Source organism: Dysgonomonas mossii DSM 22836 (assembly GCF_000213575.1).
Lineage (GTDB): Bacteria > Bacteroidota > Bacteroidia > Bacteroidales > Dysgonomonadaceae > Dysgonomonas > Dysgonomonas mossii.
Window position 1 is genome coordinate 144068 of the sequence record NZ_GL892005.1, and the last position, 21204, is coordinate 165271.

Here is a 21204-nt window from a genome sequence, read left to right on the forward strand (position 1 = left end):
AAACAGATAATCGTAAGTATTCACGATTATCTGTTTGTTTATTTATTCTAGTTAGATCTGTATTTTTGCAAAAGACGAGGATTATATTTCTGCATCAGACCGGCGATGTGTTCGGCCATTGCATGTTCTTCTTTTTCCGCTATAGTATCTTCACCCGACAGGTAGAAGCCTCTCATTGTTACCCGCATAAGATAATCGAGAGGGTGTCTGCTTTCACTGAAGCTTACCCCATTGCTAAGGTACAGTTCAGATAGGCTCATCAATTTGTTGAGGAGCACTTTATATTTAGCTCTGTCGTAGCGTTGATAGATATCCAAGATCTGAATTTCGGTATTTATATTATCCCGTATATCAGAACTGCATGTGATCATGTCTGTTTGTTTCATACTGGCGTACCATTCCAAAGAGCCGTTTGATCTGTACATGATTTCGTCTATTATTTTTTGAGCCTTGTCTGCATGTCCGAGTTGGTAATATGCTTCAGCAAACATAACAGATTCTCCACCGCGCGGAACAGTGTTGCCCGGTATTTTTGTTATACATGCATCTAGTGCTTGGAGTGCTTTCTCATTGTCGCCTTTTTCTAACAAGGCAGAGATCAGTTCGCCAAACAATACACGGAACGTGCGGCACATTCTGAGGTTGTTTTCATCCAAATATACTTTCGGATTTTCGATGCCTCCCCATTTATATTTGTTGACCATGTTGTCGAACATCACATCGGTATTTACTCCTGTACTGTCTGCTACACCCGGAATGATGCGGCATATAATACCTTCCTTGATGGATTGTTTCTCCAGTTTCAAAGGTGGTTCGCCGATAGTCATCGCATAATAGATGCCACGTTTCCAGTCGTCGTTGTTGATATTGTTCAGCATTTCCAATATCATCATTTCCTGTCTGTAGATACCTCCCTTGTTGTCTCCAAGATTGAATATAAACTGTGATTGAGGGCTTGCACCCATTTTCTTCCAGTCTACTTTCGATTCGTTCACAGACATTTTCAATACACTACTTGGTATTACAACGCCTTTGTCGATACCGAATGGATTGCGAGGAGCATAGTTATCTTTTGTTTTCAGTATATCCAATACCTCGCTCACTTGCATAGTATCTTTATATGCTGATGTATCATAATAGTCGTTGAAGTTGATTCTTCCCAGCCATGCTCCGTCCTGAGAGTTTTTGAGCTCGCGGGTAATAATGCTTTCAATATCTTTTCGAGACAGAACGTAAGCCGATTGTCCTTTAGACCCTTGATAACGGTCTTCTTCCCAGCTGATAGGCAGTGGCGACGAATCGTATGCCTGACGACGCATTTGGTCTACATACCAGTCTGTTTGCAGGTAGCTGAGGTTACATACACGCACATCGGTGCGGAAACCTTCTACTTCCTGTGCATACCATAATGGGAATGTATCGTTGTCTCCCATCGAGAATAAAATACTATTCGGCTCGCATCCTCTGAGGTAGTTCATACCAAAGTCACGCATTGTATATCTGTTAGAGCGGTCGTGGTCGTCCCAGTTTTGTCCTGCCATTTGTATCGGTATAAACAGAGATAAAGCTGTTGAGATTCCGGCTGCTATAGTGCTTGGCACCCATTTGCTTAATGTTTTCCATATAAAGGCGACACCAAACCCGATCCATATACAGAAGGCATAGAACGATCCGGCATAAGCATAGTCACGCTCACGTGGTTCGAATGGTTGCTGGTTCAGGTATATGATAATAGCGATACCTGTCATAAAGAATAACATAAACGTTACAAGGAATTGTTGCTCTCCTTTACGTCCTTTGGTCAATTGGAAAACAATACCGAGTATACCCAGTATGAGCGGCAACATGTAATATTTATTATGTCCTTTGTTTTCTGCAATATCAGGAGGAAGATTCCCCTGTGGTCCACGTCCGAGTAATTCGTCAATAAAGCTGATACCTGTGATCCAGTTACCGTTGCTTATATTTCCTACCGACTGAATATCATTCTGACGGCCGGAGAAATTCCACATAAAGTAGCGGAAGTACATAAAGTCTAGCTGGTAGCTAAAGAAGAATTTCATGTTCTCAAACATTGTCGGAGGCACAGATGGGTCTTTGATGTTTGCCCAGATCTGATAACCCAGAACATGTCTGTCTTCGGTCGAATACATACGAGGCAACAACATATTGTTGGTGGTAGCGTATGTAGGGATCGTACCTGTTACTACGTATTCGTCTTTTTGGTCAGGTGACTTCTTTACTATCTTATCGTATGTTTTCTTTTCGCTTTCAGGTGCTGCCATTCTGCCTGTAGAAGGGTCTTTCTTCTCGGTTGAAGCATACGTCCTGCCATAGAATAGCGGTCTGTCGCCATACTGTTCACGGTTGAGGTAACTTGCCAGCGTAAATACGTTTTCGGGAGAGTTCTGATCCATCGGAGTATTCGCTATCGAACGGATAGGGATTAAAGCAAACGATGAATAACCTACCAGTATAACAAGTAGACACAGAACGGTTGTATTCAGAAAACGAGCGTTGATTCCTTTATAAAAGAACAAGAAACCAGCGAGTGCAGCAATCAAAACGATCCACAGTACTACACTAGAGCCTATAAATACAACGCCGCTTAGAGCTAAAGCAATAAATGTAGCGATCTTGGCTCTTTTGATGCTTCCCTTCGATGAAAGAGTTTCATATATTGCCCAAATAATAGAAATTACTGTCAGCAGAATATATGATAACGCACCTGTATTATATGAGAATCCGAGGCTATTGACAAACAGCATCTCGAACCATGCTCCTACTTTTGTAAATCCCGGGATAATACCATACATAAGAATTACAATAAGCAACAGTGAGCCTGCCAACGCAAGCAATATGCCTTTTACATCAGCGTGTTTCGCTTTTTTGAAGTAATATACCAAAACAATGGCAGGGATACAAAGTAAGTTAAGCAAGTGGACACCTATAGATAATCCCATTGCATAGGCTATAATTACAAGCCACTTGTCTGCTCCGGGCTGATCGGCTCGGTTTTCCCATTTCAGGATTAACCAGAATACAAGGGCGGTAAACATAGACGAGTATGCATACACTTCACCCTCGACAGCCGAAAACCAGAATGTGTCGGTAAATGTATATGTAAGAGCCCCAACCAATCCGCTTCCGATGATGGCTATAAGTTGTCCCATAGTCATTTCTTTGTCAGTATCGGTATATATGAGCTTTTTAGCAAGATGTGTAATAGTCCAAAACAAAAATAGTATGGTGAGTGCACTTAATAGTGCAGACATACTATTTATCATTGCAGCAACTTGGCTGGGATCGGAAGCAAATAACGAAAAGAACTTCCCTGTGAGCATAAAGAATGGCGCACCCGGGGGATGTCCAACTTCCAGTTTATAGGCTGAAGTAATAAACTCGCCACAATCCCAAAAACTGGCTGTAGGTTCAATTGTCATCAGGTAAACAATAGCGGCTACGGCAAAACTAAACCAACCAAAAATATTGTTTATCAGGTTATATTTCTTCATAATGAACAGTTATTGAATGATATGCTGCTTGATTAAACAGTTGTTTTTTATACATTTGGGTGCAAAGATAGTTAAATCACCGAAAGTATTATTTTTTATTGCTTGGTTTTTAGTTGCTAAATTCAAAAACTTCTTAAAATAGAGGGTTTTCCTTTCTCTTTGAAACAAGGAGTTAGATGATGAGCCACATTTCTTTAAATAATATGCGGGTATGTGTTCTTATTTTTTTCTACATTTGCTAAACAAACTAAGACTCAAAAATGAAACAATAAATAAAACTATGATGAGAAAATATTATTTCCTGTTCTTGGCTTTGGTCGCAAGCCTCTTCATGATGTCGTGTTCAGGTAAATACGACGGAGCTATATCAAGCTACATTCAGTCTACAGAAGGACAAATTTCGAAAATAGAGGTCAACGTGAATGAAGTGAAGGAGTTAAAGAAAGTAACGGTAGGTGACAGCATCAACTTCCTTAATATGAAGGCTGAAAAGGAATTGAAGGCCAGGATTGAACAAGCTGAAAAAGAATTGGCAAGCTATCAGCAAGATCTGGTGAGAATAGGTACATCGTCGAAAGTTGTAACTGATGCATATACTGTGCAATTGACAAAGACACAGCAAACAATTGACTCACTAAAAGCTGTAAAACCCGAGCCTACTCGGTTGTATGAAGGACAAAAGACCGATCAGGTTTTGGCTGTTGTCGTGGAATGCAAGTATACAGTAACCAATGAGGCTAAAGAAAAAACAGATGTAGTGAAAAATTTTGTACTGTCGGTAGATGGCAAAACTTGCTATGGTGTGACAGATAATCCTGATATGAGTGCAGAAAAATAAATTAATAATATATGCGTTTGTAAAAGCCTCACTCTTTATATGGTGAGGCTTTTTTGTTAAATAGATAAATAAAAAAGTTTATTTTTATAGTCGATGCAACTTTTTTAATTTAACCTGCATCATACTAATAGAGAGAAAAGCTAATGGACGAACTGCAATTAATCACCGGATGTAAACGTGGTGAGTCATGGGCTCGTAAAGAACTTTATGAGTTACATGCTCCTGCCATGATGTCTGTTTGCATGCGGTATGTTAATGATAGGGAGACAGCCAAAGATTTGATGCAGGATGGGTTTGTAAAGGTATTTACTAAAATACATACCTACTCCGGAACGGGTTCTTTTAATGGTTGGATGCGTCGGGTTTTTGTAACAACTGCTCTTGAGCATTTGCGCCGCAATGATATACTTCGGGTGACTTCAGATATAAATGAGTATGACGAAGCAATGGAAAGCGGTGATGTTTCGGCATTGGAACAACTCTCTGTGAATGAGATATTGGCTTGTGTGGCTAAATTGCCTAATGGGTATCGCACTGTTTTCAACCTGTTTGTGATCGAGGGATATTCGCATAGCGAGATAGCAGATATGCTTGGTATAAACGAAAGTACATCCCGGTCTCAATTTATAAGAGCCAGGAAAATTTTACAAAAAAATGTGGAATCTTTAATTATGCATGAAAATGCAGCAGAACGAAAAAAAATATAAAGACCAACTTGACGATTTCAGTAAATTGATAAAGCAGCGGCTCGAAGATCACCGTATGCCTGTCGATGAAGATAGCTGGAATGCAATAGAGCAGCGCATCAAACCTGTGAGTAACAGGCGTACAATGTGGTGGACTATTGCCGGGGCTGCTGTTGCCGTCATTTTGTTAGTCTTGTTGATGTTACCATTAAAAGAACAAGACTTTATTACTCAAATAGGCACTGGCGCAACACCTGCTAAAATAACAACCTTTGTAGAAAAAGATAATAATGCCGTAAATGGCAAGGATAATGTCGTAAAAGAAGAAAATAAAATAAGAATAACTAAGAAATCTTCAGGAAGCGTCCGGTTGATTTCGCAACAAGTAAGTGAAGCAGTATCGATAGATGACAGTTCGTCCGGCACAACGAAATCTGTTGAAAATTCTCTGTTAATGATAGATACTGTGCAGCTTGCTCAAATTGGCAATTCTCTCGGAGTTGCGGAGCCTGATAGCGAATCCGATTTACCTGAAGTAAAGAAAGATTCTGTTCCTTCTCGTGTTTATAAAGATGTAAAGAAAAGTAATGAACCAACTAGAATCCTTATTGAAAAATCGAAGAGACAAGACAAATGGTTATTAGCCGCTTCTTTCTCTTCGGGAGGAAGCGCTTCATTTGGAGGAGGGGGACCGGATAAGAATGGTTATTATTCTATGATGAATTCCCTTCCTTCGAGTGAGAGCGGTGCACTTTCTGATGGAGGACATAATTCATACGGAAAGGAGTTTTTGGATTACAACGACTTTACAAATGTAAGTCACTCTGTTCCGTTATCATTTGGTGTTACTGTTCGTAAAGATCTGACTGATAGGATAGGTTTCGAGACCGGGTTGGTATATACTTACTTGTCTTCTAAATTTAGGAGGAGTGGAACATCTTATCACACCGCCAAGCAAGAATTGCATTATTTAGGTATTCCTCTCAATGCTGTTGTGTATCTCTGGAATAACCCGAATTGGAATATATACGTATCTGCCGGAGGAATGGTAGAAAAAGGTTTGCGAATGAATTATTCGCAGAGCGTTATACAGCGAGAAGAGTCTAATTCTTTAAATTATTCTACCCATCAGAGTATTCACGGGCTTCAATGGTCTTTAAATGCTTCTGTGGGTGTAACATATAAATTTTATAGTGATTGGGGAATATATTTCGAACCCCGCTATTCTTATTTCTTTGACAATAATCAGCCGTTTAGCATACGTTCAGAAAACTCTCATGTCTTTGGCGTAAGTGGAGGTTTGAGATATTCATTTTAGAATTATCGCTATAGAAAAGTAAATCAAATTTTTAATTTTGTTGGAGCATCAGTTTTTTATAGCTGGTGCTTTTTTATGGATAGGAATATGCCGAACTGTTTAAGCTAAATAGAGGGAATACTTTCATATAACTAAAAAAGCATATCTTTGTGTCCAGAAAACTAGAGACATAATGAATTTCCTTGCACATGCTTACCTTTCTTTCGGAGATCCTGAAATATTAGTGGGGAATATGATTGCCGATATGGTAAAAGGTAAACAGATAGAACAATATCCCGAAGGGATACAACGTGGTATACATATACACAGGCAGATAGATACTTTTACCGACAGGCATCCCATACCCTTGGATACGATGACTATATTCAAGAAATCGGCTGGCAGATATGCCGGTCCTTTTTTAGATGTCTCTTACGATCATTTCTTAGCTCTCGACGATAGTAGCGAGCCCGAGGAAGGCTGGGAGGCATTTGCCCAAAGATGTTATGCCCAGATAGAGCAAAGTGTAAAGCATCTTCCTTCTAAGTTTTGCTCGATGTATATGTATATGAAAAAAGAAGATTGGCTTTATAATTATCGTCACAGATGGCTGATAGAACGAAGCTTCGAAAGACTAAAAAACAGAGCAAACTATCTTGATGATGATGCGCCTGTGTTTGATGACTTCGAAAAGCATTATAAAGAAATACAGGAGAGCTATAAATTATTTTTCCCCCAATTAAAGGCATACGTAGAGGATATATCGGGTGAAGATATATAATCCCGAGAATATGAATGATTATAGTACGAGGAGGATTCATATTACTGATCAATCTAAATTCTATTATCTTTATACACAAAATACAAACTAAACCAAATTAGGGAGTTAAATCAGATATACGCTTAATATTTTGCAAATACTATAATATATGAAGATACTTTTGATAGGAGAATACAGTCGAGTGCATCTTACTCTTGCCGAAGGTCTGAGAAGTATGGGGCACGAAGTGGTCGTTGCGTCAGACGGAGACGGTTTTAAGAACTATCCGAGGGATATTGACTTGTCTCGTAAGAGTTCTGGCGTAATAGATACTTTGACGAGTCTGATGTCGGTTCTTGGGAAATTTAAAAAGTTCAAAGGGTATGATGTTGTTCAGCTGATAAATCCATGCTTTACTACCCAGAATGTAAAGGTAAATAATTACTTGTATAAGAAGCTGAAGAAGAATAATAAGAAAGTTTTCTTAGGGGCTTTTGGTGACGACTCATATTGGGTAAAGGCATGCCTCGGTAACGAAATATTTGATTATTGCGAGTTCTTTGTTGACGGTAAACCTATAAATGTGGACTTCAACCAACGGTTTATCGACAAATGGATAAACACCCCTCTCGAAGATTCTAATGTAATGATGGCAAATACATCCGATGGGATAGTTGCTTGCCTGTATGAGTATTATGTGGCTTACGAGCCTTTTTTTAAAGATAAAGTAAGATATATCCCTCTGCCCTTAAATACCTCCGAAATAGAATTTCAGCCCATAGCAGACGAACCCGAAAAAGTAAACTTCTTTATTGGTATCAATAAAGTACGCGAGAAGTTTAAAGGAACCGATGTTATGGAATGTGCATTGGCCAGAGTAAAAGACAAATATCCGGATAAGGTGATTGTTACTCGGGTAGAATCGGTAAGCTATGATGTATATCAAAAGTTGATGTCAGAGGCACATGTTGTGCTCGATCAGCTGTATTCGCATACCCCTGCCATGAATGCGTTGCTGGCTATGGCGCAAGGTAAAGTACTGATAGGAGGGGGAGAGCCTTATATTTACGACCTATATGGTGAATATGATAATAGGCCAATAATAAATGTACACCCTACCGAAGATGATGTCTTCGAGAAGCTGGAGTGGGTAGTATTGAATAAAAAACAAATACCCGAAATATCAAGAAAGAGTCGTGAGTTTGTAGAAAAAAATCATGACTTCCTTACTGTTTCAAAAAAGTATCTTGATTTTTGGAAGTAAAAGTATTTATAATTGATCTATTAACTGTAGGTATTAGAAATAAAGCGAGGATAATTCGACCCTGAATTACCCTCGCTCTCTTTATTTACTACTCACTATAAAAACCTATATACCTAATTTATCTTTTTATCTGCTTCTGGTTGCTTTTTCTCTGTTCGATGCCAGCCTGTAGTTTCCTCTTTCTTCAGAAGATGAACGTTTTACATTCGACTCTTTCCTGGTCTCTCTGCTAGAAGACGGTCTGCTGCTGATGTTATTATTAATCCTTTCGGTTTGTCTGTTATCGTATCTTTGTTCTTTATTATTGTTTCTTCCGCTGTTTAAGTTTCTGTCGTTGTTGCGACTTTGTTCACGTCCATTGTAATTATAATCTTTGCGGTTATTGTCTTTTTTGTTATAATTATATCTGTCATTATCTCTTCCGTTGTATTTATATTCGTTTCCTCTATAGTTGTTGTGTTTGTTGCCCGAATACCATGCTACTCTATTCTTACGGCTGTCTCTGTAACGATAATCACGGCTATCACGGATGATCACTTGAGAGTGGTGTCCTTTATAACGACCATAGTCTCTACAGTGTATCTGGTTGTACCTCCAAGGGTTTGCTACATTTACCAAAACTACTTTGTGCATTCCGTATAAGTCGTAATTGCGATAAGCATACGGTAAATAACGAGCCGAAATCCATCTTCCTCTGTCAAAATAGAAGAATAGCCCTGAATTGACATTGAAATAACAGTTAATATCAGGCATGTAGTAATAGTCTACATAATCATACCCCACGGGTCCCCAAGCAGGTTGACGCCCTATATTGATACTAATATTTATATTTTGAGCGTCGGATGTATTGTAGAATGATGCTACACCTATCAATAATGCGAATGCTAATAGAAACTTTTTCATGACTATATGTATTAAAAGGTGAATACTTTTTTTATCTCTTTGTATCTTTGATTCGATTAATATCAGAAAGATTAATCGGCAGAGACTTGTTTAACGTTAATTAACGAGGGGTTTCTTTTGTTGTGCTGTGTAAATGTCTTATTTTTAATTTGTTGTTTGCATTTTGTGGATAAGTGAGCTATCTGCGTTTGTATATTAAAAAACTAAATAAGCAAGATTGGATAACCCTTCATTTTATCATATTTCCGTTATTTGTAGTGCCAATTAATTATTAATAAAATAAGAACTATTATGGATCAGAAATTTTGCCAAAGTTGCGGTATGCCTCTTAATGTGAATGAAGATTTCGGAAATAATGCCGACAACAGTAAGAACGAAGATTATTGTCGCTACTGCTTTGCTGATGGTAAGTTTACGCAAGACTTTACAATGGACGAAATGATTGTGCATTGTGCTCAGTTTGTAGATGAATTTAATAAAGATTCGGAGCAAAAGGTGACAAAAGAACAAGCTATAGAACAAATGAAAATCTATTTCCCAAAGCTGAAGCGTTGGGTGCAAGCATAATCATTCTTAATGAAGGAAACTACCCAAAGCGAATACGATAAAGCGGTAAACAATGTAGTTGATTATATCAATAGTCATCTATTTGAAGTACCTGACATAAAAAGGTTGTCTGAGATAGCTAATATCTCCGAATATCATTTTCATCGTATATTTAAAGCTATAATAGGGGAAAATATAGGTGAGTATATCAATCGCCTTCGCTTAGAATATATTGCAGAACACTTGCAGATGACAAAGCATACGTTGAGCGAAATCGCCGTGAAAACCGGCTATGGAACAAAGTATGCTTTGTCTAAAGCATTCAAGAAGCATTTTGGGATTTCTCCTTCAACTTTTCGTATGCAGGAAGAGGATGCGTCCAATTTTTTCAGAAAAGCTGAGAGAGTGACCATCTCGCTTGCTCCTGAAATAAGAAAAATGCCCTCCAAACAGGTTGTGTATATTCGTATAATAGACAGCTACGGTGCTGCGGAGTCATATACAATCGCATGGAAGAAACTGGGACAGTTTGCAAAAGAGAACAATCTGGTGAATGATAAAACTGAGTTTATAGGACTCAGTTTCGATAACCCAACCATAACACATCCTCAAAGTTGCAGATTCTACGCTTGTTTTACCGTAGATAGAGAAGTGAGACCTCAGGGAGCTTTCGGCGTGCAAAAGATAAGTGGGGGGATGTATGCTATTTTTACACTTAGAGGTTCATATAGCGGATTGCTGGATATGTATTATAATATCTACCTCAGGTGGTTACCGCAAAGTGGCTATAAATTGCGAGGGGGATATGCATTTGAGAAATATCTGAATAGTCCCAACAATGTTTCGGAGGATGATATACTGACCGAAATATACATTCCCATTTCTAAGTTGGAAAATTTTGATCAGCCACTATTTTTGTAATTGCTATTTTAGGGAGGTATAAACTAGCCAAATCAAAATTCAAATACACTCTCATCCCGAACCTCCCCAAGGGGGAGGTACTTGCTCTCAGAATGATGAGTTTTGATTCACTTTACAATTTATAGTTCTTCTGTAGAAGAATCAACGGTCAATGACCGAAGAAAGTTAAGGAAGGAAGTCGAATAAATAAAAAAACAAAAAAATCACTGTTAAAATCCATTGGTAACCGGAAGTCCGCAAGAAGCAGGAATTCCTCTCAGAATGTCGGTACGACTAGTGATTAAAAAATCGAATAATCAACGTCATTCAGACTGCGTTCACCCCAATATCCATTGGACGTATAAAAGTATGAAGAATCGAAAAGTATACTGTTTCATATTTACAAAAAGTACTGTTTCATATTTACAAATTCGGCTACATTTATCGCCTCTTTTATAGTACAGATCAAATAATCGACTAGAAAATAAGATTATAGACAGAAGGCTCGATTGCCAGCTATTTTTATAATTATTACTTTTACAACAAGAGGAGTTAGAACCTTTATTTTTGAAAAATATGAATATAATCAAGCTTACAGAAGAAAATCTATTTACAGAACATATTTGCTGTGCAATGAGTAGTAAGTCTACAGCGAAAGGCATTGAAGCCAAGAAAGAGTGGTTGAGCGAACGCTTTAAAGAAGGCTTACGATTTATGAAGTTCGATGTGCAAGGGAAGGTCTTTATAGAGTATATTCCCGCAAAGAATGCATGGGTTCCTGTTGATGCGGAAGGCTATATTTTTATCAATTGTTTTTGGGTATCTGGCTCGTTTAAGGGAAAAGGCTACGGGAAACGTTTGTTGGCAGAATGTGAAGAGGATGCTCGTTCTCAAGGTTACAAAGGTGTGGTATTGATTGTTGGGAATAAAAAGAAACCTTTCTTGTCGGACAAAGCTTTTATGCTACGTAATGGATATGAGGTATGCGATAGTTGTGATCCTTATTTTGAACTTTTGGTAAAAAACTTCGATCGAAAAACAATAATGCCCTCTTTTAAACAATCGGCTAAGACCGGGATGGGAGATGGCGTGAAGGGAATCGATATTTTTTATACAGAACAGTGTCCTTTTACCGTTCCTTACATAAAATTATTAGAGCCAATTATCCAAACATCAAACTACCCTGTAAGATGTCATCGGATCGACACAAAAGAAACTGCCCGGAATCATTTTTCTCCTGTAACAACTTACAGCCTATTTGTGGATGGTAAATTTTATACTAACGAAATATTGACTGCGGATAAGTTAAATAAGTTGATTGAAACGGTAAGAGGTTGAATCAGATGTTATTAATCTTTCTTTACTTTATATAGGCAATTAAGAGTAATGTTCTATAGAGAAATAAAGTTAAAGAATGTTTCCTGCAAGATTAAATCTTACGAATATAAAGATAACGTTAAGTTATCTTTATGTTAAATTATTTATTCTTTCATAGTTGGATAATTTGTGTTAATGTGTTTATTTGTAGTTTGTTGTGTTAGTTGTGGGAGATTTATAAATATTCAAGTGAAATAAAAAGAGGGATATATTGGAGATTAATTAACTACATTTAACAATGTTGTTGATATATTCTTGTTATATTAGCTAAAGTTTTTTTTTGTTAATTTTATAAAACTACAGATATGAAAAATCTTATTAGTATTTTGTTAATTCTTTTTCTAGTTTCATGTTCTGTTGACGAATATGATGCAGGAACTTTTTCAGCTAACAGAATAGATGAAACGGGATATAATAATTTAGTATTCGCACAAGGTATAGCTAAATCGTTAGTTAATCCAGAAATTAGAGCTTTTTTAAAGGAGGAGGCTTTAAAAGAAGTTGACAATGATTTTGATGTTATTTATGCTCTGGTAAAAGATCGAGAACTGAAAAGCGGAAAGTCATTCAGAGAGACTATAAGTGGCTACATGGGTGGAATAAAGAGATTAGACTCAATTGCTAAGCTAGACCCAACTCTTACGATTGCGATTCCTTACCTAAGTAATAAAACGAATGTAGAGACATGGGATACGAGTACAGAGATTCCTAAATTAGTTTATAGAGATCATTTTACAGATAAAAAGCAGAAGGAGCTTTTAGGATTCGATTGTGAAGGAAATTCTTTCAAAATGCTACGTTATACTAAACCGGATAGACTAACTTTAGTTGTGAAATCAAATGAGAGATTGCTGGCTTCTCCTAAAATGAGGAGTTTAAAGTCCAGTGCTTATAAACCTTTGATTGATGATTCAGGAGATGTTGTTGCATATTTTGTTGATGATGAGTTCTCGCATAATACTTTTTCTAATTTAAAAGCCAATCAAGTTGTTGTGGGATGGGAGAAAGTGACAGAATTTGAGAATAATATATATTTGAAGGCTGTAAGAGAATCTCCTGATTCTCCAAGGGACTATATATACTACGGTATTAGTACTAAAAATAATGTTACATTAGGGCGATTAAATACTACTTATAAAGAGTATATAACTAGTATACAATTCAATTCAACTGAATCCTATACGCATGTTGCAGATTTAGACGATAGATCGCAGGCTGCTGATTGGAGTGATGGAAACTTAGAAATAGTGTTTGATTTTCTTTTTTTAACAAAAGAGGAGGTAATATCTAAGGTTACTAAGATGATAAGTGTGAGAATTAAAGATCTATTTTATTCAGGTAAAACACTCACATATAACTTGCCAAATCCTATTGAAGTTTTTAATTGGGACATGTATAAATATGGAAGTACCTTTAAGATTATTGTTTCGGAATATGATCCAGGAACTGCTACTGAAAGAGTAGAAAGTACATCTACAACAATTAGTCATAATTGGCAAGTTGAAACTTCCGGAGGATTTGGGTCAATTTGGAAAGTTGGAGCAAAGTACAATGGAAGCCATACCGATGTTAAAACTCAATCGACAAAAATTAATTTCACAAATAATAGTGATCCATTAGGTGAGATTTTAGTAGATTTTTTTAATCCAATTAGTCTAAATAAAACTGTAAAAGTTTGGGTTAAATTTTCTACTTCACATTCTTCTACTAATTGGGGTACATGCCATGTTATTAAAGATATTAACGATATTGTGGGTATCAGAAGTTTTATAAATGAATGTCTTGATTGTTGGCCCACATATCCAGCTAAAAAAATTGAATTAGAATATGATTTGATATACCATAAATCAAATACAGGTATGGTTTCTTTAGGTATTAGACCTATAAAAATAGGTTGAATATGATAAGTAAACTTAATTCTTTGATTAAATATATTTATGTAATCTTTTAGAGATAATTCAATATTTGGTATATTATAAGAGATAGTTAGGATGGGTTCAGTTTTGTGCTGAATCCATCTTTCTGTTTTTAATTTTAATAATCAATGTTGTTTACTCGCTAGATTATAAATTGCCAATTTTAATTGTAGTATATTTGTTTTATTATTTTGGAAAAAAGCATTATTTTTATGTCACTATTAACAGGAATTTTCTAAATACACAGTGCCTAAACAAACCAATAAAACTAAAACAACAATCAAATTATGAGAAAATTAGCATTTATTTTATTTACAATAACTACAGTTTTTGCCTTAACATCTTGTGGTAGTGATGAGGAAAAAGAACAGATATTCTTTGAAGGAGAATGTAAGCAAACAGTTGAAATTAAGGGTTATTCAGGACAAGTTGCAGAGACTAATCCTGCAGTAATATCTACATTATCAGATATGCTTAAAGATAATCCCAATTATGGTTCACCTATCTCTACAGGAGAGTTTTATCCGGATCGCACATCTATAAAAATTGTAGGGTTGAAAGAAGGTGTTACTCTTGCTGGCTTTACTCTAACTATAAATGGTAGAAGTCAAGTTTTCGGAGATATAAAATTGCCAAATGGATCAACTGAATATATCTTATATACAGGTTCTTATACTGATTTCTTTAAAAATGCATTTAATCTAATGGTGAATAAAAAGCAATTGGAGACAGTTGTAAAATTTACTCCTTCTGTTGATGTTACTGCTGGTGATAATGTCAAATTAGAAATTGTGTATAGAGGGAAATTCTCTTATTGGGCAAAAAAATAAAATACTGATTTAGTGAATTACAAAAGAGGGCTATTCGACAGAATAGCCCTCTTTGTGTATTGTTACAAATCTTTATTGAGACTTGTATATATTTTCAAAATCTTCGTTAAGCTCGTTCAGAAAATACAAAGTGCTTTTGCTTGTATTCACTTTTAGCTCTTGGAAGCCATCACTTGCTTTTATTGCATCGTTCGTAATAAAATCTTCTGCTCTGATTATACGCGTAAGGAGATTACCTTTTCCTGAATTCTCATACAGATAAGAGATATCTGTAATTTCCAGTACACATTTATCTTGAAATAAGAATCCGTTCACACGGTAACGCATGATCATTTTTTCACGTACTCCTTTCGAGTCGGCAGGTAGTAATAACTCTATCCTCGATTTTGCTATAAATTCGTGGTTCTGATAACCATATCGTATACTGGATATAAAAGGGTCCTTTCCGTATTTTACTCCAGCCCAATCTTTTAGTATCTTATAATTATCTTCTATGGATAAGTTCGGTTTTGCCGGAATTTCCTTTATAAACGTCACTTTCCCCTCAAATACAGGGATAGACGTAAATTTCTGACCTTGCTTTGTTACTTGAGCAAAACATGTGGCAGAAATGAGACTACATACGATATAAATCAAAAACTTTTTCATCATTCTATCTTTTTTGATTTATACAAATATATGAATATATTTTTAACTTAAACCCTTGATCGGAATTATCCTGCAATCAAGACTCTATTGTAGTCAGATAGTTCTTTAATGTATTCGAATACATTTCCAGCATTTTATCCCATACAAAGTCGTAGTCGATATAGTCGAGGTCTATTTTCTTTATTTGTTTATCCAGATAGACTTTAAACTCTTCCAGTTGATCGGATGTATATTTGTCCTCAAACCTTGTTTCTTTATAGAAGAGATCATAGGCTATGTAGTTGCACGGAAATATTTCATAATTGCGGTGTATTTCCTTATCTATTATCTGGGCTGCAATTTCGGGTTGCAATCGTTTGTCGGGTTCGGTAATTTTATCCAACTCATCATTTATGCAGTTGCCAAAGCGGAATACTACATTGCCCTTCTTGCCTAAAATGCCGATTTCCATGTTTAGAAGGTCGTCACGCTGAGTTTTTTTGAAATCAGGATTGTCTCTCTTCTGTTGAAACTCTTTCGCTTTCAGATAATCGCAAGGGTCGTATTCGTATGATATGGATAGCGGAATAAGATTCAGTTCCTTAAGACTTTCGATAAAAGATTTGTCTTCGGGATATAGAGCTAGCATTTTTAATAAACTGTCTTGGGTGCGGTCGTCCGAGTTTTTAGCTCGTCCTTCACGTTGAGCAATCCATACCGATTCTTTTTTCTCAGAAATGGCATAGTGTATATATTCAGACATGTGTTTTGACGCTATCAGTCTTTCTTTTATAGATAGCCCACGTCTTACAATAAAGCTCTTGTTGAGGCGCACAAGCTTGTCTATCCAAGGGTGGATAAGCAGATTGTCGCCTATTGCAATTTCTGTCGTCTCAAAGCCTTTCTCGTGGCGCAGAATGTTTAGCAATCCGGCATCGAGCACAATATCTCTGTGGTTTGATAAGAAAAGATGTTCCACCGATCGGTCGATACTCCCCCAGTTGTCGAGCTTCATGCTCGATGATACTCTCATACCCAATGCTTTTATCACAGGGTATATCATACGGCTTTGAAATTCTTTTTTTGTTGCATATTTAGACATTTCGGCAGAAAACTCAGCCCAATCTATTTCGGGCATAATATATTTTACTGCGTGCTGAAAACCGGGGTCAACCAGTATATCTTGAATGGCTTGCTTCACCTCGTGGTCGTAGAGAGGCGCTATATCGTCAAATTTGCTACTCATGGTATCAATTTACATTAAATTCGTTTTCTATAATCTCTGTTAAGACTTCAGTTATATTTAAGCCCGCAGCAGCTACCTGTTGAGGGATAAAGCTGGTCTGAGTCATGCCCGGAACAGTATTTACTTCTAATAGGTAAGGCTTATTATCTGAAATGATAAAATCAACTCTGATAATGCCTTTCGCTCCTACCAAATCATATATTTTACGAGTTAATCGTTGTATCTCTTCTGTTATTTCCTGTGATATCCTTGCCGGTGTTATTTCTTCAACTTGTCCTTCGTATTTAGCATCATAGTCAAAAAAATCATTCGATGTAACTACTTCTGTCAAAGGAAAAACAACCTCTTTATTTTTTATTTTGTAACAGCCGCATGTCACTTCTGTTCCCTTGATAAAGCTTTCGATAATCACATCCGGTGTTTCGCCGAATGCCACGTCAATTGCTTTTTGTAGTTGATCAACGGACTTTACTTTAGTTGTTGCAAAACTTGAACCACCAGTATTCGGCTTTACAAACATGGGTAAGCCCAATTTTTCGGTGATATTATTTATCTCGTACTTAGAATCCTTATTCAAATATAATGAATCGGCAACTCTTATCCCAAAGTTTCGAAGAAAATTGTTGCACACAAACTTATTCATTGTTAGCGACGATGGCATCATGCCGCATGTAGAGTAGGGGATGTCAAGCATATCGAAGTACGCTTGCAGGTGACCGTCTTCTCCGGGCGTTCCGTGTATGATGATAAACGCAAAGTCTATTTTAATCTTTTCTTTTTCCAGTGTATGGAAGGTAAAGTCATTTTTGTCAACAGGGTGTGTTTCTCCGTCGATTTCAACAGTCCACCCCTCTTTTACGATCTTTACTTTATACAGATTGTATTTTTCCTTGTCCAAGAAAGAATAAACACCAGCCATGCTTTTTGCTGAGACGATAACTTCGGAGGAATAGCCTCCCCATACAATGGCTATATTACGTTTCATTTTATACGAATGATTATATTTTATCAAATGTCTCTATATGCTATATATCCACGCCACTTCTCCACCAACTGAGACATGTCGTCGGGCAATGGAGCCTCGAACATTAATTCTTGACCTGTTCGCGGATGTACAAACCCTAATGTCTGAGCGTGAAGCGCCTGTCTTGGGCAGATATTAAAGCAATTTTGTACAAACTGTTTATATTTAGCAAAATTAGTTCCCTTTAATATTTCATTTCCGCCATACCGTTCATCGTTAAATAAGGTATACCCGATGTGCTTCATGTGTACGCGTATCTGATGTGTACGTCCCGTTTCGAGCCTACACTGAATGAGTGTGACGTAGCCCAGTCGTTCCAATACTTTATAGTGCGTAACGGCATGTTTGCCGTAGTCTGCTTCGGGGAATACAGTCATCAGCATACGATTTTTCAGGCTGCGACCAATATTGGCCTCTATGCGCCCTTCGTCATCACTGATATTGCCCCATACTAAGGCTATATATTGTCTTTTTGTTGTCTTATTGAAGAATTGGGCTGACAGATGCGTTTTTGCATAAGCATTTTTAGCCACAAGTATAAGCCCCGATGTGTCTTTGTCGATCCGATGCACAATTCCCAATCTGGGATCTTTCGAATCGTATTCGGGTGTATCTTTCAATCGGTATGCGATAGCATTTACCATTGTACCCTGATAATTCCCAAATCCCGGATGCACAACAAGACCCGGCGGTTTGTTTATTACCATTAGGTCTTCATCTTCATATACTACATCTAAAGGGATGTCTTCGGGTATAATTTCCAACTCCCGTGGAGGGCGATTCATAACCACCGATATAACGTCGAGCGGCTTGATTCTGTAGTTGGATTTTACCGGAGTATTATTTACTAATATGCAGTCTGCTTCAGCTGCTTGTTGTATGCGGTTACGCGAAACTCCAACTATATGCATAGCCAGATATTTATCAACGCGTATCATACCCTGACCTTTATCGGCTACAAAGCGATAGTGTTCAAATAACTCGGAATTCTGATCTTCTACAAGTTCGTCTTCCGAAAGGTCATCTATTTCATCAAATGAATCGTCGATCATTATTCAAAAAAAGATTTTTCGATATCTTGTGAGTCAGATTGTTCAGATATACTGTCTCCCTCACTAATATCACCTCCGGCTCCTACGGTCATTACCAGCGGAGAGCCTTTTGGTATTTTCTGATTTGGTGTTAGTTGTTTTCCTCTATACGAAATAGATATTACTAACCCTTTATAAGCGGCAGGTACTTCCTGTATGGTTACTTTGTTAAAGCCTAAAGAAGCTAATTGAGCTTCGGCTTGCCTTCTCGAATAGTCTTTCAGTTCGGGCACAGATACCAGTTGTACACCTTTAGCTTTTATAACTAAAAATACGGTACGCCCTTTTTTTACTTTCGATTGCTCTTTCGGTATCTGTTCGATAATAGATCCGGGAGCACCTTCCGCTTGGAAGATGGAATCACTGATCTCGTATCTCAAATCCGACGACTCCAGTATTCCCGCTGCATCTTGTACTTGCAGCCCTTTTACGGTAGGAACAGTGATGGACTCATTATGCTTGGTATAAAAATTGAGAAGAAACAATACGATTATAACCAGTCCTACAAAGACCCCGATCATCATCAGCACATTCTTCACATAAATATTCTTTAATAACCTTAATATGATATTCTCTTTCTTCATGTATGGCTATCCTTATCAAACGACGGTACAAAAATATTAAAAAAATACTTCTTTCATTTGTTTTACCTTACTTATTTAAGTTATAATAAGATAAATGAAAAGGATAATTGATTTCGCTTCAATTATCCTTCTCATCTATAATAGTATATAATAAGTTTCGATTATTCGGATTTAGATATCGGAATCTGGCGTTTTACTCCTTGACTCAAAGAAATCATAGTTTCTGTAGCTACAACTCCCGGAATGTCTTGGATTTTGTTGTTCAGCAAGTCCATCAAGTGCTCGTTATCCTTTGCATACAACTTGATCAGAATGGTGTATGGACCGGTTGTAAAATGAGATTCTACAATTTCAGGAATCTTATCCAATTCAGGAATTACCGTTTTGTACATTGAGCCTCTTTCGAGTTTTACTCCTATATATGTACAAGTGTTGTAACCAAGAACTTTAGGATTAACAAAATATCCGGAACCTACGATTACATCCATCTCGATCATGCGTTGTACACGCTGATGGATTGCGGCACGTGAAACACCACATTCGAGAGCTACATCCTTAAATGGAATTCTTGCATTTTGGGATATAATCTCTAGAATTTTTTTATCAAGTTTGTCAATTTTTTGCATAATATGAGCGTTTTATCGTTATTATATCTCAAATATATGATATTTTTTACAATCTGTATGCTTTTTGCTCAATAATTTACTGAACTTGTGCCAAATTATTATTTAAATCCGTTGTTTTAACTTATTTTCTAACAATGTCAGATTATTGTTTCGGATTGATCTCAAGCAATTCAACTTCGAAAATAAGAGTTGAAAAAGGTTTGATTCTGTCTCCGCTACCTTGTGCACCATAAGCAAGATCGTAAGGGATATAAAGAATCCATTTTGATCCTACAGGCATCAACTGTAAAGCTTCAGTCCATCCTTTGATAACGCGGTTAGCGTTGAATGTGATTGGCTCTTTACCTTCGTTGCTGTCAAATACAGTACCGTCTAGAAGTGTACCTTTGTAGTTCACTTTTACCATATCTGCTGCAGCTGGTTTAGCTCCTGTTCCTTCTTTTACAACTTTGTATTGCAATCCGCTAGGTAGAGCAACAACACCTTCTTTTGTTTTGTTTTCGGCAAGGAATTTTTCTCCTTCAGCAATTACTCCTGCATTTGCTTTCTTCAATTCTTCTTCTTCTCTTGCTTGAGCTTTAGCCTGAGCTTCTTGCATTTTTGCATTGAATACTGTAGATGGATCAGCAACTGCAAATTTACCTTGTTTCATAGCTGTGGCCATGGCTGCAAGGAATGCATCGCTGTTTAGTTTTTCTTTCGAATTAGGACCATATATTTGTTGTATGATACCAGGCATCATTTGTTTTGATATCTGACCACCAACTGATACTCCGGCCATATAAGCAGCTTTTGATTCAGGTGCATTTAACGATTCTTTTAGTCCGTTTAAGAACTCAGAGATGTTTCTTGCGTTTGATTTTACTACAGAATCCATTTTAGCTTTCATCTCTTTTTCCAATGCTGTCTTTTTCTGAGCATCAGTTTCTGCGCTTATTTTGCTAAGATATCCGGCTTTAATGCTTGTAGTATCGCCTATTATACCTAGTTGTTGTAGATGCATAGACAATCCTTGCTCGTAAAGGCTAGCACCAAAAGCGTAAGAAATAGTATCGAGATCGGTCTTTAATGGAACGTTTGTAGAAACATTTCCACCACAAGATGTAAATAATGCTCCGAAAGCTACGATAGCCGAAAGAGCCACAACTTGAATTTTTTTCATTTTTTAAACTGA

General features: G+C 37.0%; 19 protein-coding genes. 10 read left to right on the top strand and 9 right to left on the bottom strand.

Features of this window, described 5'->3' with window-relative positions:
* Nucleotides 1-47: 47 nt before the first annotated feature.
* Nucleotides 48-3515: a protein O-mannosyl-transferase family gene (locus HMPREF9456_RS04145; protein ID WP_006842211.1), complete on the bottom strand. Its 3468-nt coding sequence runs from the start codon at nt 3513-3515 to the stop codon at nt 48-50.
* Between the two features lie 280 nt (nt 3516-3795).
* Here HMPREF9456_RS04145 and HMPREF9456_RS04150 point away from each other — a divergent pair, with 280 nt between their 5' ends.
* From HMPREF9456_RS04150 to HMPREF9456_RS04170, 5 genes are all read left to right on the top strand, one after another.
* Nucleotides 3796-4353 (top strand): hypothetical protein, encoded by a 558-nt coding sequence (locus HMPREF9456_RS04150; protein WP_245530985.1) that lies wholly within the window; start codon nt 3796-3798, stop codon nt 4351-4353.
* 143 nt (nt 4354-4496) lie between these two features.
* Nucleotides 4497-5060, top strand: coding sequence for an RNA polymerase sigma factor (locus HMPREF9456_RS04155; protein ID WP_006842213.1), 564 nt, complete (start codon nt 4497-4499; stop codon nt 5058-5060).
* Nucleotides 5035-6357 carry a porin family protein gene (locus HMPREF9456_RS04160; protein WP_006842214.1) on the top strand — a complete coding sequence of 441 codons (1323 nt, stop codon included), beginning with the start codon at nt 5035-5037 and terminating at the stop codon, nt 6355-6357. Before HMPREF9456_RS04155 ends, HMPREF9456_RS04160 begins: the two co-directional genes overlap by 26 nt.
* Nucleotides 6358-6529: 172 nt before the next feature.
* Entirely contained in the window at nt 6530-7117 is a 588-nt protein-coding gene (locus HMPREF9456_RS04165) for an acyl carrier protein phosphodiesterase (RefSeq protein WP_006842215.1), read from the top strand.
* Between the two features lie 148 nt (nt 7118-7265).
* Nucleotides 7266-8360, top strand: a complete 1095-nt coding sequence (locus HMPREF9456_RS04170; RefSeq protein WP_006842216.1) for a glycosyltransferase — start codon at nt 7266-7268, stop codon at nt 8358-8360.
* A gap of 126 nt (nt 8361-8486) precedes the next feature.
* Here HMPREF9456_RS04170 and HMPREF9456_RS04175 read toward each other — a convergent pair whose 3' ends face one another.
* Nucleotides 8487-9263, bottom strand: coding sequence for a splicing factor U2AF large subunit (locus HMPREF9456_RS04175; protein WP_006842217.1), 777 nt, complete (start codon nt 9261-9263; stop codon nt 8487-8489).
* Between the two features lie 291 nt (nt 9264-9554).
* On the opposite strand from HMPREF9456_RS04175, the gene HMPREF9456_RS04180 reads away from it, so the two are divergent.
* The 5 genes from HMPREF9456_RS04180 (at nt 9555) to HMPREF9456_RS04200 (ending at nt 14832) form a co-directional block, all read left to right on the top strand.
* A complete protein-coding gene (locus tag HMPREF9456_RS04180; RefSeq protein WP_006842218.1) occupies nt 9555-9830 on the top strand; it encodes a zinc ribbon domain-containing protein in 276 nt (91 codons plus the stop codon).
* 9 nt (nt 9831-9839) lie between these two features.
* A complete protein-coding gene (locus HMPREF9456_RS04185) occupies nt 9840-10730 on the top strand; it encodes an AraC family transcriptional regulator (RefSeq protein ID WP_006842219.1) in 891 nt (296 codons plus the stop codon).
* A gap of 555 nt (nt 10731-11285) precedes the next feature.
* The gene (locus HMPREF9456_RS04190; protein ID WP_006842220.1) at nt 11286-12047 is read left to right on the top strand and encodes a GNAT family N-acetyltransferase; all 762 of its coding nucleotides are present in this window, start codon (nt 11286-11288) and stop codon (nt 12045-12047) included.
* Nucleotides 12048-12391: 344 nt separating this feature from the next.
* On the top strand, nt 12392-13984 hold the full coding sequence (locus HMPREF9456_RS04195) for a hypothetical protein (RefSeq protein WP_006842221.1): 1593 nt from the start codon (nt 12392-12394) through the stop codon (nt 13982-13984).
* A gap of 305 nt (nt 13985-14289) precedes the next feature.
* On the top strand, nt 14290-14832 hold the full coding sequence (locus HMPREF9456_RS04200; RefSeq protein ID WP_006842222.1) for a hypothetical protein: 543 nt from the start codon (nt 14290-14292) through the stop codon (nt 14830-14832).
* Between the two features lie 72 nt (nt 14833-14904).
* Here HMPREF9456_RS04200 and HMPREF9456_RS04205 read toward each other — a convergent pair whose 3' ends face one another.
* The 7 genes from HMPREF9456_RS04205 to HMPREF9456_RS04235 form a co-directional block, all read right to left on the bottom strand.
* Nucleotides 14905-15483, bottom strand: coding sequence for a DUF4468 domain-containing protein (locus HMPREF9456_RS04205; RefSeq protein ID WP_006842223.1), 579 nt, complete (start codon nt 15481-15483; stop codon nt 14905-14907).
* A 73-nt stretch (nt 15484-15556) separates the two neighbouring features.
* Complete coding sequence (locus HMPREF9456_RS04210) at nt 15557-16705, bottom strand: hypothetical protein (protein ID WP_006842224.1); 1149 nt, start codon at nt 16703-16705, stop codon at nt 15557-15559.
* 4 nt (nt 16706-16709) lie between these two features.
* Nucleotides 16710-17690: a D-alanine--D-alanine ligase gene (locus HMPREF9456_RS04215; protein ID WP_006842225.1), complete on the bottom strand. Its 981-nt coding sequence runs from the start codon at nt 17688-17690 to the stop codon at nt 16710-16712.
* Nucleotides 17691-17713: 23 nt separating this feature from the next.
* Nucleotides 17714-18781 carry an RluA family pseudouridine synthase gene (locus tag HMPREF9456_RS04220; protein WP_006842226.1) on the bottom strand — a complete coding sequence of 356 codons (1068 nt, stop codon included), beginning with the start codon at nt 18779-18781 and terminating at the stop codon, nt 17714-17716.
* A complete protein-coding gene (locus HMPREF9456_RS04225; protein WP_006842227.1) occupies nt 18781-19404 on the bottom strand; it encodes a PASTA domain-containing protein in 624 nt (207 codons plus the stop codon). Before HMPREF9456_RS04225 ends, HMPREF9456_RS04220 begins: the two co-directional genes overlap by 1 nt.
* 161 nt (nt 19405-19565) lie before the next feature.
* The gene (locus HMPREF9456_RS04230) at nt 19566-20030 is read right to left on the bottom strand and encodes an Lrp/AsnC family transcriptional regulator (protein ID WP_006842228.1); all 465 of its coding nucleotides are present in this window, start codon (nt 20028-20030) and stop codon (nt 19566-19568) included.
* A 142-nt stretch (nt 20031-20172) separates the two neighbouring features.
* The gene (locus HMPREF9456_RS04235; protein ID WP_006842229.1) at nt 20173-21192 is read right to left on the bottom strand and encodes a BamJ family beta-barrel-assembly machinery protein; all 1020 of its coding nucleotides are present in this window, start codon (nt 21190-21192) and stop codon (nt 20173-20175) included.
* Nucleotides 21193-21204 lie beyond the last annotated feature (12 nt).

Coding starts and splice junctions, on each gene's coding strand:
- HMPREF9456_RS04145 (WP_006842211.1), bottom strand. CDS start 3,515: ATGAAGAAATATAACCTGATAAACAATATTTTTGGTTGGTTTAGTTTT.
- HMPREF9456_RS04150 (WP_245530985.1), top strand. CDS start 3,796: ATGATGAGAAAATATTATTTCCTGTTCTTGGCTTTGGTCGCAAGCCTC.
- HMPREF9456_RS04155 (WP_006842213.1), top strand. CDS start 4,497: ATGGACGAACTGCAATTAATCACCGGATGTAAACGTGGTGAGTCATGG.
- HMPREF9456_RS04160 (WP_006842214.1), top strand. CDS start 5,035: ATGCAGCAGAACGAAAAAAAATATAAAGACCAACTTGACGATTTCAGT.
- HMPREF9456_RS04165 (WP_006842215.1), top strand. CDS start 6,530: ATGAATTTCCTTGCACATGCTTACCTTTCTTTCGGAGATCCTGAAATA.
- HMPREF9456_RS04170 (WP_006842216.1), top strand. CDS start 7,266: ATGAAGATACTTTTGATAGGAGAATACAGTCGAGTGCATCTTACTCTT.
- HMPREF9456_RS04175 (WP_006842217.1), bottom strand. CDS start 9,263: ATGAAAAAGTTTCTATTAGCATTCGCATTATTGATAGGTGTAGCATCA.
- HMPREF9456_RS04180 (WP_006842218.1), top strand. CDS start 9,555: ATGGATCAGAAATTTTGCCAAAGTTGCGGTATGCCTCTTAATGTGAAT.
- HMPREF9456_RS04185 (WP_006842219.1), top strand. CDS start 9,840: ATGAAGGAAACTACCCAAAGCGAATACGATAAAGCGGTAAACAATGTA.
- HMPREF9456_RS04190 (WP_006842220.1), top strand. CDS start 11,286: ATGAATATAATCAAGCTTACAGAAGAAAATCTATTTACAGAACATATT.
- HMPREF9456_RS04195 (WP_006842221.1), top strand. CDS start 12,392: ATGAAAAATCTTATTAGTATTTTGTTAATTCTTTTTCTAGTTTCATGT.
- HMPREF9456_RS04200 (WP_006842222.1), top strand. CDS start 14,290: ATGAGAAAATTAGCATTTATTTTATTTACAATAACTACAGTTTTTGCC.
- HMPREF9456_RS04205 (WP_006842223.1), bottom strand. CDS start 15,483: ATGATGAAAAAGTTTTTGATTTATATCGTATGTAGTCTCATTTCTGCC.
- HMPREF9456_RS04210 (WP_006842224.1), bottom strand. CDS start 16,705: ATGAGTAGCAAATTTGACGATATAGCGCCTCTCTACGACCACGAGGTG.
- HMPREF9456_RS04215 (WP_006842225.1), bottom strand. CDS start 17,690: ATGAAACGTAATATAGCCATTGTATGGGGAGGCTATTCCTCCGAAGTT.
- HMPREF9456_RS04220 (WP_006842226.1), bottom strand. CDS start 18,781: ATGATCGACGATTCATTTGATGAAATAGATGACCTTTCGGAAGACGAA.
- HMPREF9456_RS04225 (WP_006842227.1), bottom strand. CDS start 19,404: ATGAAGAAAGAGAATATCATATTAAGGTTATTAAAGAATATTTATGTG.
- HMPREF9456_RS04230 (WP_006842228.1), bottom strand. CDS start 20,030: ATGCAAAAAATTGACAAACTTGATAAAAAAATTCTAGAGATTATATCC.
- HMPREF9456_RS04235 (WP_006842229.1), bottom strand. CDS start 21,192: ATGAAAAAAATTCAAGTTGTGGCTCTTTCGGCTATCGTAGCTTTCGGA.